Below are 14,607 nucleotides of genomic sequence, written 5' to 3' on the forward strand. Positions count from 1 at the left end.
CAAGACGGTCAGAACGTTGCGTGGCTGCTTGTGCAGCCAGACAAGCACGTCCCGATCGATCTGGACCTTCACGCCGCCTCGCCGTCGGCCCGGTCGGCCAGCAGCGCGTCGACCTCACGTTCCTTCGCGGCTTCACCCACGGCACCGCGTGCAGCGCGTCGCTCGTGGCAGGGTTCAAGCGCCCCAACGGTGACAGCAACCCGGGCGGACGACCACATGCGATCGGCGTCGGATTGTCAGCCCCTGTGGCCAGCACCAGCTTCGGTCGTCATAGATCCCAAGTCACGACCATTCCTCAGGACGCCCATGGCGCACTCCAACTACACAATGATAACACAAATACGTCTCATTTTTGCTCCGATACCACTCATGATCCCCGCAATCGCGGCTCCCTTTGGGAACCAACCCTATCAAGATAAATGGCAAGTTCTGCCGCAATCTCGTTCGGCACCGATACTTACCCACTTATTGACACCTTCGATCAAAATGCAATTGCGCAAGCCGGGGCGAGCGGTCCACAAAACGGACTAAGTAGTTTGGCAAGCCACCATACCACTACCCCAACCCCCACGCCGGCAGCGCCCGCCGTCACCACCCGCTCTGCGGCGCCGCCATCGCTATCTTCACCGCCGGGCGCCCTCGGAGCGCGAGCGGGACGGGAGTCACTCCCACCAGTATGCTTGATGCCACGAGCCTTGAGTTCCTTTTGATAGCGCCGCTTCTCCTGCCCCTTGGCTTTCCTTTCGAGTTCCTTCAGCTCATCATCAGAAACATCGCGCAATCCGGAGTCGCGGACGTTTTGCCTTCCTCCCTTTGCCATCGCAATACAGGCACTATCGCAAGACTCATCACCGCCGACACTGGCGACCTCAGTTGGCGCCGGGCCTGGTGATGGCTTGGGCGTCGCACCTCGCGAAGGCCCGGGCGTCGGTTTCCCTGGCTGCTTCGGCGGTAGTTTCGGCTTGGGCTTTTCCTTCCTGACCGCCCACCTTCCAGAACTGTTCTTGATTATCCTCTCCCCCGTCGCGCGCTGGTGCTCTTCGTCTCCGGCGGCGGTCTCCGTGATGAGGGGGCGCAGGCCGTCGGGGTCGGTGAAGGTGACGGGCGAGTTGTACGCGTAGGCGTACCCGTTCATCTGTTGTGGATCGTTGTGGTCGGTGATCGGGTCGGCGCTGATGAAGCGGCCGGTGGTCGGGTCGTATTCGCGGGCGCCGAGGTGGGTGAGGCCGGTGGGGTCCTGGGTGCCGCCAACGAAGCCCTTCTCACTCGGCCAACCGCTGGGCTGGGGACCGCGAGGCTCACCGAACGGTGTACTGCGGCGGCGGGTCACGTTCAGGGTGTCCGGGTCGACGGTCAGTTGGCTGGTCGCGTTGTGATCGGCAGCGAGCCAGGTCAGGCCGGTGACGCTGCGTACGGCCACGGTGGTGCCGTTGTGGCTGTAGTACCGGGTGCCGTCGACCTGCCCGTTGGTCTTCAGCCGTAGCTCGGTGCCACCGAGGTAGAGGGTGGTGCCGGTGGCATCACGACGGATCAGCCGGTTGCCCTCGGTGTCGTACAGGTAGCCGGTGTTCTGACCGGTCTGGGTGGTGGTGTTGAGGTGGCCTTCCTCGTCCCAGGTCAGGGTTTGGGTGGCACCGGTGACGGGACGAGTGAGCGTGTTTCCGGCGGTGTCGTAGGTGTAGGTATCGGTGCGGGTGGTTTCTCCGGTGTAGGCGACCTGGGTGAGGGTGTGCGGTTGGTTGCCGCCGGGGGTGGGGTAGCTGGAGGTGGCGGTGGTGGTGCCGGTGGCGCTCCAACTGGTCTGGGTCTTCCGGTTGCCCGTCAGGTCGTAGGTCCAGGCCAACCGGTACGCATCCGCGCCGGCCCGTTGCGGCGTGGTGCAACCGACGGAGGCCTGCGACCAGGCGTCGGTGAGGCGGCGGTGGTAGTCGTACCGGTAGCACTCGACCTGGTCGCGGGTGCCGTTCGTGTCACCGGCGATGCTGGTGATGTTGCCGGCCTGGTCGTACACGTAGTCGGCGCCGGCACGGTTGGTCCAGGTACCCGGTGTGGTCTGGTTCTCCGTCTGTACCCGGACGCCGCTGAGGCGGCGGGTGGCGTCGTCGAGGCCGTAGCCGAGCCACACACGCTTGCCGGCGGCACCGAGGATCTGGTCCTGGAGTTCCCCCTGCCAGTGGTAGTTGGTGGCGCCGACGTAGGTGGTGAGGGGCGAGGCCATGGTGGTGGCGAGACCCGCTTGGCTGTAGCCATAGGTCAGCGTTTCCGCAGCCAGCCCACCGGCGGCAGGCAGGGTGCTGGTGGCGAGTGCACCGGTCGGCAGATAGGTCGAGGTGCTGGTGTAGGTGCCGGCGAGGTTGCCCTCGACCGCCGGGATGGTGACGCTGCTGCCGGTCGGCTGGTAGCGGTCGGTGTAGCCGGTGACGGCGCTGGTGTAAGCGGCGGCGCCGACGTGCCGGGTGGACGAGGTGGGCTGTCCCTTCGCCAGGGTGTCGTAGACGTACGAGGTGCGCAGCGCTCCGGTGGTGGTGTCGTCGCGGAGTTCCTTGAGCCGGCCGAGATTGTCGTAGATCCGGGCGAGGGTCTCGCCGCGGCCGTCGGTCGTGGTGAGGAGCTGCCCGGCGGCGTCGTAGGTCGACGTCGAGTCGCCCGCGTCGGGGTCACTCTTCGCGACCTGGCGTCCACGCAGGTCGTATGCGTAGGTCCACTCGTTGCCGGCCGGGTCGGTGACCTTGGTGAGCTGGTCCGCCGGGTCGTACTGGTACGTGGTCTCGTCGTACGCCCCGGAGATGGCCCCGCCGCGATACTGCCGCAACGCGGTGGTCCGGCCGCGTACGTCGTGGATCATGGTGGTCGCCACCGCGCCGTCCGGCGGGTCGATATGGGTACGGTCGCCGCCGTAGCTGGTGCTGGTCTGCCACTTGAAGGTGTTGTTGGACCAGAACGCGTCGGTGACCAGGCGCGCGGCACCGTCGTAGGTGAACCGGGACTGGCTCGCCGCGTCGGTGTCGCTGAAGGCGAGCAGGGTGCCGCTCGGCGCGGCGGCGTTGTGGACCGTCGCCTGCTTGACGGTCAACCCACGTGAGTCGTACTGGGTGTCCGTGATCGCCCGGGTGCCGGACGGAGTGGCGTTCTGGTTCTGTCGGGTCTGGAGGAGCCCGTCGTAGATGGTGAAGGAGCTGACCTGGTTGCCGTTCGGCGCGAGCGTCTTCGTTTCGACGTGCCGGCCCGCCTCACCGACCGTGTAGACGTACTCGGTGTCCGGGGTCTGGTTCGTGGCCCGACCGGGGTACCAGACCTTCGTCAGCCGACCGAGTGGGTCGTACTGTGCGGCGGTGGTCTTGTTGTTCGGGTCGACGAGGCCCAGGGTGAGCCCTCGCCGTGGGTCGAGATGGGTGATGGTGGCATGCCCGAGCGGGTTGGTGACCGTGACCATCGAGGCCACGCCGGTTGGCGGATCGTAGGTCGTCTCGGTGGTGCGGTTGAGCGCGTCGGTGGCGGTACGCGGCCGGCCGTACTCGTCATGGGTGGCGGTCATGGTGGTGACGTAGGTGCTGGCGGTGCCGTTGTTCGAGGCGGCCTCTTCGGTTCGGGTGACCAGGCCCCGGGTCGGAGCGACCCCGAAGGCCTGTCCGTCGTAGGAGGTGACCTCTTCTGAGACGAGGTCGTGCGGGTACGTCGGATTCTCGGCGCAGTTTCTCGACGTCGTGACCTGGTCGGAGACGGTGCCGACGATCCACCGGCCGGTGTTGCGGGCGTACGTGTAGCGGGTGCACTGGTCGTCGTTTCCGACGGTCATGTCACCGTGGTTGTTGACCTGGGTGGGTAGTCCGTAGGAGTCGTAGTCGGCGGCGACGACGGTCCACCGCCAGGTGCCCGAGTCGGGTAGCCAGGTGCGTTCCCAGGTGTAGTTCTCCCGGACCATCCGGGATACGAGGTCTTCTCCGGCCGGGTTCGGTTTCGGGCGCAGGCCGGTCTGGGTGACGCCGTGGATGTGGAGGGTGGTGCCGAGGACGGTGGCACCGTCGAGGGAGACGTCGAGCATGCGGCGGCCTTCGAGGCCGTCCTGGTCGGTGATCTGGTGCGCCCATGACTGGGTGACGGAGCCGGTGCAGTCCCACAGGTACAGCTGGACACCGTTGCGTGGTGTGGGTCCGGCCTCCAGGCACCGGCCGGACTGCGGGTTGAGCAGCGCACCGTTCGGCTGTGCCTGCCAGATCTGGTTGCCGAGGCCGCTGCAGTCCCACAGATGTACGAGGCTGCCGTTGGTGGTGCCGTGACCGTTGACGTCGAGGCACTTGCCGGACGCACCGCTGTGCAGGGTGCCGTCCGTTGACGGCTGCCACAACTGAGCCACCGAGTTGTTGCACTGGTACGACTGGACCTTCGTCCCGTTCGCACCGCCGCCGTCGAGGTCTGCGTCCATGCACCGCATTCCCTGCGGGCTGATCAGGGTGCCGTTGGCCTGCGGCTGCCACATCTGGCTCCACGCGTTGGCGCAGTCCCACAACTGCACCGGGGTCTGCGGGACCGTGCTCACGTTGGCGATGTCCAGGCAGCGGCCCGACGCCGGGTTCAGCAGGCTCCCGTTCGGCTGCCGCAGCCACCGCTGGTTGGTGGTGTTGTTGCAGTCCCAGATGTTGACATCCGCGCCGTTCGCGGTGGACAACCCGTAGATATCGAGGCACTTGTTCGACAGTGGGTTCTTCATCAGGAAGTACGGCTCATCGTTCGACGGGTAGTACGTCTGCCACACCTGCGCCGCGTTACCGTTGCAGACCTGCATCTGCACGTTGGTGCCGTTCGCGGTTCCCGCGTTCGCCACGTCGAGGCACTGACCGCCCTGCCCGGAGACCGTCGCCATGAAGCCCGGTGTGATCAGCGGGGTGGTGATGCCGACCCGGCGGGTGCCCCACGCCATCGCGCTGTTGTCGGTGGTCGGCATGCCGTCGCCGTTCATGCCCCGGTAGTAGTGCTGCCGCGAACTGGTCTGCGGACCGCCGGCCGCGCCCTTCGTCGTGGTGACCGTGGTGTAGCCGCGCCACACCGACCACGAACGGTTCGCCAACACCGCCGTCTCGTTGCGGTCATGCGCCCACAACGAGACGTCCGTCGAACCCTCATTCGAGTACGCGTACGAGGTCACCTGGTCCGGCGAACCGCCCGTGGTGTCATGCTCCACCACCTGCGTCACCACATACTTGTGGAACCACCCGTAGCCGGCGTTCCCGGTCGCGGGCTTGTGCACCTGCGGGAAACACCGCAACGGGTTCGCGTGCGGATTCGGCCGAACCGTCCGGACGCAACCCTCGTCCGAGTAGGTGACCTGGGTCTCGCCGCCGACCCCGTTCTTGATCAGGCTGATCCGGTAGTGCCCGTACGGGGCGACGCCGATGTCGTTGCCCCAGTCCACCCGGTTGAACTTCATGGTGCCGCCGAAGAGCACCGCGGGCTCGGCCAACCCGGTCGTCCCGTCCGGTGCGAACCCGGTGTGCGTCACGCTGTACAACCACAGGTTCGGCGACGTGTCATTCCCGACGGGAAGGATGGCGTCCCCCGTCGCGGGGTACTGGTGGACCAGGTCCCACCGGTCCACCGCCAGGTAGGCACCCGCCGACGGGTTCCACGCCTTGGTCGTGACGGTGGACAACCTGTCCGGACCCCAGAACGTCGGACTCGTCCTGTTCGGGCAACTCGACGTCGTACAACGCAGATCCCACGGCGTATCCGGGTAATCCGCCTGCGCGCACGCACCCAGGCACCGCGGCGCCCGCTCGAAGTCCACCCGCGACGGCGCCCGCGACGACCCCTCCGAACCCGCCCGCGTGCCGTAGTCGACGTGATGCAGGTAGCTCGCCATGTCGTACGAGGCCGCGAAGGCGTTGTTGTTCGCCCCGTAGTTCCCGGAGAAGCGGTTGTAGAAGTACGTCATCGAGTTCCCCGACGGGTCGACAACGTAGTCGAGGTTCCACCGGTACGCCTGCAGACACGACGACACCGCGAACCCGGCCGCCGAGTAACACGGCTCTCCCGGATTGTTGCCGAACACCGGCACCGACGACACCGACCACTGCGGCTCCGGATCACTCGCGCTGCGCTTGTGCCGCCCGAAGTAGTACTGCGTCCCGTCCTGCGTCGTGACCCGCCAGTACTCCCCGTCGTTGTCACCGTTGCCCAACGACGGATCCGACAACGCCTCGACCTTCAACCCGTCGTCGTCCGCACCCCGCCACACCCCGGTAGCCGCATCCCGGACCAACCGCGTCGACGACCCGTTCAACACCAACGTCGCGTTGTACGGCGAAAACCAACACAGGTCACCCGTCGTACCACCATCGTCCGCACAGGACCGGTACGACCGCTCGACGTAACCGACCTGAAGGTCCCAACCCTCACCCACCCACGACGCCTGACCATTCCGCGCCAGCGTCTGACCATCCACCGACCCCGACGAATACTGCAACGCCAGACTCGGCTCCAGCCCACCGGGCGACGGCGGCACCTCGAACGGGTACGAGGAGTTGAACTCGCCGCCCTGCCCACCGGCGGACCACTCGTACGTCTCCGACAACGACGTCGCGGTGAACGCCCCACCAGCCGACTCCGCCGTCGACGACAACGCCACCACCGCAGACGCCACACCCGACGCCGCCAACGAGGAGGCCCCTTCCGGGTCACCACCCACCGTCACACTCGCCGACACGACACCAGAGCGATTCACCGAATCCAACGGCGTCTGCACCTGACACACCGGATCCGCCGGAGTCTCCAACACACACGCCGGCAGACCCACCAACCGCAACCGCTGACCGTAATCCGCCCCGTACGCGTTCGCGAACTGCCCGTACTCGACGCTCATCCTCGTCGGACCCGACCGGGCCACCCCGTCCGAACGAGACAGCTCCACCACCACACCGGGCACCCCCGCCGCCCGCGCCACGCCCTCGTCGACCACCCGTGCGGTCACCGACTCCGGCCCGCCAGCGGCACTCGCCAGACTCCGCCGCGAGGCGTCGTCGACCACAATCTCCGGCGCGAACGACACCGGCAGATCGCCGACCTTCGTCGTCTCCCCCGACACCGGCACATCCGCCGAACCCTCCGACGGCAACACCTTCCGGTCAACCGCCTTCAGTGCGGCGGCATCGGTCTCGGACGGCGTGCCCTTGCCCGGTTCCACCGGCTCAACCGGGACCGACTCTTCCGTCGCCTTACCCGGTCCACCGGGTGACGGCGCCGCCTGAGCAGGCACGAACTGCACCACCGAGACAGCCATCACCACCGCGGTCGCCAACGCCCCGCGCCTCGCCCACCGGAACACCGGCGCGAAAACGCGCGACGAACCCATACCAGCGACCACGTGGTCCTCCCCCGACAAACACCAACAGTTGATCAAGCGAGCGAACGTTAAAGATCATCCGACCGGTCGTCAAGAGTCGATTACAAGTAGTGAGGACAGGAACGTCACCCGGGCATGAACCCTCCACGATGATCACCAGAGGTAGTGCCCGGTTTGTCGCTTGGAGAGCAACGCCGACCGCCGCCCCGGTTCACCCGCACCCCGCACGGTTCGCCCAGCGTGTGGGCACGAACCGACAGTCCGACCCACCCGGCATCGAGATGCGGATGGGAATGCGGGGACGGCCCCAGGCTGGCAGGATCGAGCGGAATCGACCTTTCAGGGGGCGGCGCGATGACGGCAGCGGCGACAACCTCGGCGACCGAGGCGGCGATCGAGCGGGCGCTGACCGCGCTCGACCTGGAGGACAAGGTACGGCTCCTGTCCGGTCAGGACTGGTGGACCCTGCCCGCCCTACCGCAGATCGGGCTCCGCTCCCTGGTGATGTCCGACGGCCCGATCGGCGTACGCGGAATCGGCTGGACCCCCGACGACCCGTCGGTGGCACTGCCCAGCCCGACCGCGCTCGCCGCCACCTGGGATCCCGAACTGGCCAGGACCGCCGGCCGGCTGCTCGGCCAGGAGGCCCGGCGCAAGGGTGTGCACGTCCTGCTCGCCCCCACGGTCAACCTGCACCGCAGCCCGCTCGGCGGCCGCCACTTCGAGTGCTACTCCGAGGATCCGCTGCTCACCGGCGAGATCGGCGCCGGCTACGTGACCGGCGTACAGGACCAGGGCGTCGGCACCACGGTCAAGCACTTCGTCGCCAACGACTCCGAGACCGAACGGTTCACCGTCGACGTACGGGTCTCCGAGCGGGCTTTGCACGAGCTGTACCTGGCCCCGTTCGAGCGGATCGTGGCTGCCGGGGCGTGGGGCGTGATGGCCGCGTACAACGGGGTCAACGGCCACACCATGACCGAGCACGCCGAGCTGCAACACGGGTTACTGAAGGAGCGGTGGGGCTTCGACGGGTTCATCGTCTCCGACTGGACCGCCGCCCGGTCCGTGGTGGGCACCGCCAACGGCGGGCTCGACGTGGTGATGCCCGCCCACGGTGACCCGTGGGGAGCCGAACTGGTCGCCGCCGTACGCGCCGGCCGGGTCGCCGAGGACGTCGTGGACGACAAGGTACGGCGGGTTCTGCGCCTGGCCGCGCGGGTGGGCCTGCTGGACGGCGTACCCCCGGCGGTGGCACCGGACGACCGGCCGGCGCCGCTGCACGGCCCCGACGTGGCGCGGCACATCGCGACCCGCTCCTTCGTGCTGGCCCGAAACGAGGGCGACCTGCTGCCGCTGAAGTCGAGCACGCTGCGCCGGGTGGCGGTCTCCGGCGCGCTCGCCACCGACGCGAGGATCCTCGGCGGCGGCAGTGCCCAGGTCGTCCCGGAGCGGATCTTCTCCCCACTCGCCGGGCTCACCGCCGCCCTGCCCGACGCCGAGGTTACGTACGCGATCGGCGCCGACCCCCGGCCGAGGCTCGCCGCCGCCAGCGGCGAACAGTGGTCCCCGATCACCGCGACCCTGCGCAACGCCGACGGTGAAGCGCTCTACCGGGCCGATCTTCGCAGCGCCGTCGCCCGCTGGTTGGGTGCCCTGCCCGCCGGTGTCGACCCGGCCGACCTCGCGTCGGTGGAACTGTCCGCCCGCTGCACCCCGCGGACCAGCGGCGAACACCAGCTTTCCATCGACGGGTTCGGGCTGTTCAGGCTCACCGTCGCCGGCACCGAGATCTTCGACGGCCCGCTCTTCGACGAGGAGCAGGACCCGACGGAGACGTTCCTCGCCCCGGTCGAACGGCGCTTCGCGATCACGCTGCTCGAAGGTGAACCGGTCGAGGTGACCCTCACCCAGCAGATCGTCGAGGGCATGGCCGGCGCCGTGCACTTCAGCCTCGGCCACGCGGCACCGACCGCCTCCCCCGACGAGCTGATCGACGCGGCCGCCCGCGCCGCCGCCGAGGCGGACGTGGCCGTCGTCGTGGTCGGCACCACCGAACAGGTCGAATCCGAGGGCTTCGACCGGACCAGTCTCGCCCTGCCCGGCCGCCAGGACGAACTGGTCAGCCGGGTCGCGGCAGTCAACCCGCGTACGGTCGTCGTCGTCAACGCCGGCTCCCCGGTCCTGATGCCCTGGGCCGACAAAGTCGCGGCGATCCTGCTCACCTGGTTCCCCGGCCAGGAGGCCGGTGCCGCCCTCGCCGACGTACTGCTCGGCGCCGCCGAACCCGGCGGACGACTGCCCACCACCTGGCCCCGGCACGCACACGACGTACCGGTCCTCTCCACCACCCCGACCGACCGCACCCTTCGCTACGACGAGGGCGTCTTCATCGGCTACCGGGGCTGGCAGGCCGACCCCCTCTTCCCGTTCGGCCACGGACTCGGCTACACCACCTGGGCGTACGAGTCACTGGAGGTCGAATCCGCCGGTACGCCGACAGCGGTGGTGACGGTGCGCAACAGCGGGAGCCGTACCGGCCGGGAGGTGGTGCAGCTCTACGTCGGCCCGACCGAGCCGGACCCGGAGCGCCCCACCCGGCAACTCGCCGGCTTCGCCACGGTCACCGCCGCACCCGACGAGACGATCACCGTACGGGTCCCGCTCGCCGCCCGCTCCACCCAGATCTGGGCCGGCCAGTGGCGTACGGTCCCCGGCACCTACACCGTCGAGGTTGCCCGAGGCGTCGCCGACATCCGCCTGACCGCCACCCTCGAAGTCACCGCCTGACGACCGGTCTACCAGCGACCGAGCCTCGCCGAGAGCACGGCCAGCGCCGCCACCCCGGCGGTCGACGTACGCAGCACCGCCGGACCCAGTCGCACCGTCCGTGCACCGGCCGACTCGAAGGCTGCCACCTCGGCCGACGTGATGCCACCCTCCGGCCCCACCACCAGCACGATCTCCCCGCTCACCGGCAGCTCCACGGTGGAGAGCCCCACCGTCGCCTCCTCGTGCAGCACGAACGCCGCCGCCACCCCGGCGATCCGGTCCACCACCCGCCCGGTCGACTCGTCCGGCGCCCCGGCCACCACCGGCAACCACGAACGGCGGGACTGCTTGGCCGCCTCCCGCGCGGTCGCCACCCACTTCTCCCGCGCCCGACCGCCGCGCTCACCGCGCCACTGCACCACCGAACGCGACGCCGCCCAGGGCACGATCTCGTCCACCCCGACCTCGGTCATCGCCTGTACGGCCAACTCGCCCCGGTCCCCCTTGGCGATCCCCTGGACGACCACCAGGCGCGGGTCGGGCGCATCGTCGTACGCCAGGGAGCTCACCCGAAGGTCCAGCGTGCCCCGGCCGACGGCCGTCACCACCGCGCCGGCCGTGCCGCCCCGCCCGTCGGCGAGCAGCAACTCCTCCCCCACCCGCAACCGCTGCACCGTGGCGGCATGATGCCCCTCCGCCCCACCGAGCGTGAACACATCCCCCACAGGCAGGGCTTCAACCAGGAACAGCGGCACCGACACCCGCCCAGGCTAAACCCCACCCCACCCCACGACCCCGTCACCCCAGCAAGGCCCCTCATGTCGAGAAAGAGGGCCTATTCCCCAAGGAATAGCCCCTCTTTCTCGACAACTGCGCCCACTGCGCCGGCCCTGACCGCAACCAACGTCGCGAGTCGACCGAGCGCCGCCGCGGTGACTTCGTCCGAGGACGACGAGGCGAAGCCTTCGTCGCCCGCAGGACGAAGTCACCGCACTGGGCGGCGCGAAGCGGAGCGAGCCGCCCCGGCTCCGCCGGGGCCAAAAAACTAGTGCCCGTTGAAGGCGTCTCGCATGCGGGAGAAGAAGCCGCCCTGCTTGCTCAGCTCGGCGACCTCCTCGCCCCTGGTCTTGGCGAAGTCGCGGAGCATCCGCTCCTGGTCGGCGTCGAGCTTGGTCGGGGTACGGACGTCCAGGTGGACGAAGAGGTCACCCCGCCCTGTGCCGCGCAGGTGCGGTACGCCACGGGCGCGCAGCCGCAGGGTGCTGCCCGGTTGGGTGCCCGGCTTGACGTCGACGGGTTCGTCGCTGTCCAGCGTCTTGATGGTGAGGCGGGTGCCCAGCGCCGCGGCGGTCATCGGGACGGTGACCCGGCAGTGCAGGTCGTCGCCCTTGCGGGAGTAGACGTCGTGGGTGCGTTCGTGGATCTCGACGTAGAGGTCACCGGCGGTGCCGCCACCGGGGCCGACCTCGCCCTGCTGGGCGAGCCGGATCCGCATGCCGTCCTCGACCCCGGCCGGGATCTTGACGGTCAGCGACCGACGGGTACGGACCCGGCCGTCACCGGCGCAGGTCGGGCAGGGGTGCGGGATGACGGTGCCGTAGCCCTGGCAGACCGTGCACGGCCGGGACGAGACGACCTGGCCGAGGAAGGTCCGCTGGACCGACTGGACCTCGCCGCGCCCGCCGCACGCCTCACAGGTGGCGAGGTGGGTGCCGGCGGCGGTGCCCGCACCGGCGCAGGTGGTGCAGAGTACGGCGGTGTCGACGGTGATCGGCGCCTCGACGCCGAAGGCCGTCTCGTTGAGGTCGAGTTCGAGGCGCAGGATGGCGTCGGCACCCGGCCGGGTACGGGGCCGGGGGCCCCTGCTTCCGCCCGCGGCACCGAAGAAGGCGTCCATGATGTCCTGGAAGCCGACGAACGGGCCGGCTCCGCCGGGTCCGGCACCACCGCCGCCACCGCCGGGGGCCAGGGGGTCCCCGCCGAGGTCGACGATCTGCCGCTTCTGGTCGTCGGAGAGGACCTCGTAGGCGGCGTTGATGTCCTTGAACTTCTCGTGCGCCTCCGGGTCCGGATTGACGTCCGGATGGTACTGCCGCGCCAGTTTGCGGTAGGCGCGCTTGATCTCGTCGTCGGAGGCCTCCCGGCTGACGCCGAGAATCCCGTAGTAGTCCTTGGCCACTGTGTTCCGTGTCCCCATGTCAGTCGTGCCGTCCGCCGGTGTCGTCAGGTCAGCTTGTTGATCGGTTCCGCGCCGGTGCTGCCCGCTGCTCCGGCGCCATCAATTCTGTGCCAGTAGGTCGCCCACGTAACGGGCGACCGCGCGTACGGTCGCGATGGTGCCGGGGTAGTCCATCCGGGTCGGCCCGAGCACCCCGAGCCCGCCGAGGATGTTGCTGCCGGTGCCGTACCCGGTGCTCACCACCGAGGTGGCGCGCAGGTTGTCGATCTCATTTTCGTCGCCGATCCGGATTCGGAGCGTACTGGGTTCGACCTCGCCGAAGAGCTTGAGCAGGATGACCTCCTCCTCCAGCGCCTCCAGGATCGGGCGTAGCGAGCCCTGGAAGTCGAGCAGCCCGCCACGGGTCAGGTTGGCGGTGCCGGCCAGGGCGATCCGTTCCTCGCTGCGTTCGACGAGGGTTTCCAGCAGGACCGTCGCCAGGGTCGCCATCGCCGGGCGCAGGTCGGGTGCGACCTCGTCGACGAGTGCCTGGACCAGCGGCGGGGTGTCGGAGAGCCGGCTGCCGACGAGCTTTTCGTTGACCAGTCGGCGCAGGTCGGTCACGTCGTCGGCGAGCAGTGGTGCCGGCATCTCGACCAGGCGCTGTTCGACCCGGCCGGTGTCGGCGATCATGACGAACATGAGCCGGGTGGTGGAGATCGGTACGAGTTCCAGGTGGCGTACGGAGGAGCGGGCCAGGCTCGGGTACTGCACCACGGCGACCTGCCGGGTGAGCTGGGCGAGCAGGCGGACCGTCCGGTGCACCACGTCGTCGAGGTCGACGGCGCCGACCAGGAATCGTTCGATGGCCCGGCGTTCGGCCGGGGTGAGCGGCTTGACCCGGGAGAGACGGTCGACGAAGAGGCGGTAGCCCCGGTCGGTGGGCACCCGGCCGGCGCTGGTGTGCGGCTGCCGGATGTAGCCCTCTTCTTCGAGTACGGCCATGTCGTTGCGGACGGTGGCCGGTGACACGCCGAGTTGGTGCCGCTCGACCAGGGCTTTGCTGCCGACCGGCTCCTGGGTGGATACGTAGTCCTCCACGATCGCGCGCAGCACGTCGAGCTTGCGGTCGTCGAGACCCATCCTCACCTCCCTGCGACCGGGTCGGTGCGAGCACCCGGCTCACCAGTCTGGCACTCGGCCGTAACGAGTGCCAGTCTACGACGCGGTCCCACCTGGTTGCGATGATCAACCTCGCGCCCGACCGAAGATCTTGCCTGGCCGGTGGCGGAGATCATGGGCGATCCCGTGGACGGTAACCGACCCACTGTCGGCATAGCAGTTTCAGTCGGTAATTGTCCACCGACGTCACCGGTGGTAGCTGGCGTCTGTTGATCGATACCCCTACCGTGGCCCCATGACTGAACCACCCCGCCCTCCCGGAGAGGGCGGCCCCGGCGGTTATCCGCCGGAACCGCCGACGACTCCGTTCACGTCGCCGGGCTCGTACCCGAGTCCCGGTGAGGCGCCCCCGCCCGGTTACGGCCCGCCGCCGGCCGCGCCGCAGTACGGTTCGCCCCCGCCCGCCCCGCAGTACGGCGCACCGGGTACTCCCCCGCCGGGTGGCGGCTACCCGCCGGCCGGTGGTTACCCGCCACCGGGTGGCTATCCCCCGCCCGGTGGTTATCCCCCGCCCGGTGGCTACCCGCCCGCCGACGGCGGCTACCCGCCACCCGGTGGCGGCTACCCCGGCGGCCAGTACCCCCCGCCCGGTGGCTACCCCGGCGGCGGTGCGTACCAGCCGGGCGGCGGTTACCCGGGCGGCCCCGTCCCACAGGGCTACGCGAACAACGACGAGAAGACCTTCGCCCTGATCGCACACTTCGGTGGCGTCATCGTGGGCTTCATCGCCCCGTTGATCGCGCTGCTAGCGAAGGGGAACGAGTCGCCGACCGTACGCGCTCACGCGGTCGAGGCGCTGAACTTCCAGATCACCTGGGCGGTGGTCATGCTGTTCGCGGTCATCATCGGGTTCTGCACGCTCGGGATCCTGCCCTTCGTCACCTGGATCGTGGTGGCCGTCTTCTCGATCATCGGCGGTCTGCGGGCGAACGAGGGCACGCTCTACCGGTACCCGATGTCGGTCCGACTGGTGAAGTAACACCACGAAGCAACACCGTGAAGTAACAACCCACGGCGCGCCACGAGCGCCGAGCCACGGACGGTCCGTCGGGGGGGGGGGGGGGGGGGGGGGGGGGGAGGGAAACCGCAAACACAAAAACAAGAAAGGAAGAGGGGGGGGGGGGGGAGGGAAGCAAGGCACACCCGGGCGGGGAGCCAG

At 69.0% G+C, this 14,607-nt stretch carries 6 protein-coding genes and 1 pseudogene; 2 read left to right on the top strand and 5 right to left on the bottom strand.

Annotated elements, in window-relative coordinates:
- Positions 1-72 (bottom strand): annotated as a pseudogene (locus tag ACZ6QQ_RS34550) (type II toxin-antitoxin system RelE family toxin); the annotation flags it as partial.
- Positions 73-481: 409 nt separating this feature from the next.
- Positions 482-7,357, bottom strand: coding sequence for a ricin-type beta-trefoil lectin domain protein (locus tag ACZ6QQ_RS34555; RefSeq protein WP_465882075.1), 6,876 nt, complete (start codon positions 7,355-7,357; stop codon positions 482-484).
- A 333-nt stretch (positions 7,358-7,690) separates the two neighbouring features.
- Here ACZ6QQ_RS34555 and ACZ6QQ_RS34560 point away from each other — a divergent pair, with 333 nt between their 5' ends.
- Complete coding sequence (locus tag ACZ6QQ_RS34560) at positions 7,691-10,126, top strand: beta-glucosidase (protein ID WP_465882076.1); 2,436 nt, start codon at positions 7,691-7,693, stop codon at positions 10,124-10,126.
- Between the two features lie 8 nt (positions 10,127-10,134).
- On the opposite strand, the gene ACZ6QQ_RS34565 is transcribed toward ACZ6QQ_RS34560, so the two are convergent.
- The 3 genes from ACZ6QQ_RS34565 to hrcA form a co-directional block, all read right to left on the bottom strand.
- The gene (locus ACZ6QQ_RS34565) at positions 10,135-10,869 is read right to left on the bottom strand and encodes a 16S rRNA (uracil(1498)-N(3))-methyltransferase (RefSeq protein ID WP_465882078.1); all 735 of its coding nucleotides are present in this window, start codon (positions 10,867-10,869) and stop codon (positions 10,135-10,137) included.
- Between the two features lie 284 nt (positions 10,870-11,153).
- Entirely contained in the window at positions 11,154-12,287 is a 1,134-nt protein-coding gene (gene dnaJ / locus ACZ6QQ_RS34570; RefSeq protein WP_465882151.1) for a molecular chaperone DnaJ, read from the bottom strand.
- A 99-nt stretch (positions 12,288-12,386) separates the two neighbouring features.
- Positions 12,387-13,409 carry a heat-inducible transcriptional repressor HrcA gene (gene hrcA / locus ACZ6QQ_RS34575; RefSeq protein ID WP_465882080.1) on the bottom strand — a complete coding sequence of 341 codons (1,023 nt, stop codon included), beginning with the start codon at positions 13,407-13,409 and terminating at the stop codon, positions 12,387-12,389.
- Positions 13,410-13,683: 274 nt separating this feature from the next.
- Here hrcA and ACZ6QQ_RS34580 point away from each other — a divergent pair, with 274 nt between their 5' ends.
- Positions 13,684-14,427, top strand: a complete 744-nt coding sequence (locus tag ACZ6QQ_RS34580) for a DUF4870 domain-containing protein (RefSeq protein ID WP_465882081.1) — start codon at positions 13,684-13,686, stop codon at positions 14,425-14,427.
- Positions 14,428-14,607: the final 180 nt, after the last annotated feature.

Source organism: Micromonospora sp. NPDC049529, assembly GCF_055586685.1.

Excerpts from the sequence above, each read along its gene's own strand:
- ACZ6QQ_RS34560 (WP_465882076.1), top strand. The coding sequence starts at position 7,691 with ATGACGGCAGCGGCGACAACCTCGGCGACCGAGGCGGCGATCGAGCGG.
- hrcA (WP_465882080.1), bottom strand. The coding sequence starts at position 13,409 with ATGGGTCTCGACGACCGCAAGCTCGACGTGCTGCGCGCGATCGTGGAG.
- ACZ6QQ_RS34580 (WP_465882081.1), top strand. The coding sequence starts at position 13,684 with ATGACTGAACCACCCCGCCCTCCCGGAGAGGGCGGCCCCGGCGGTTAT.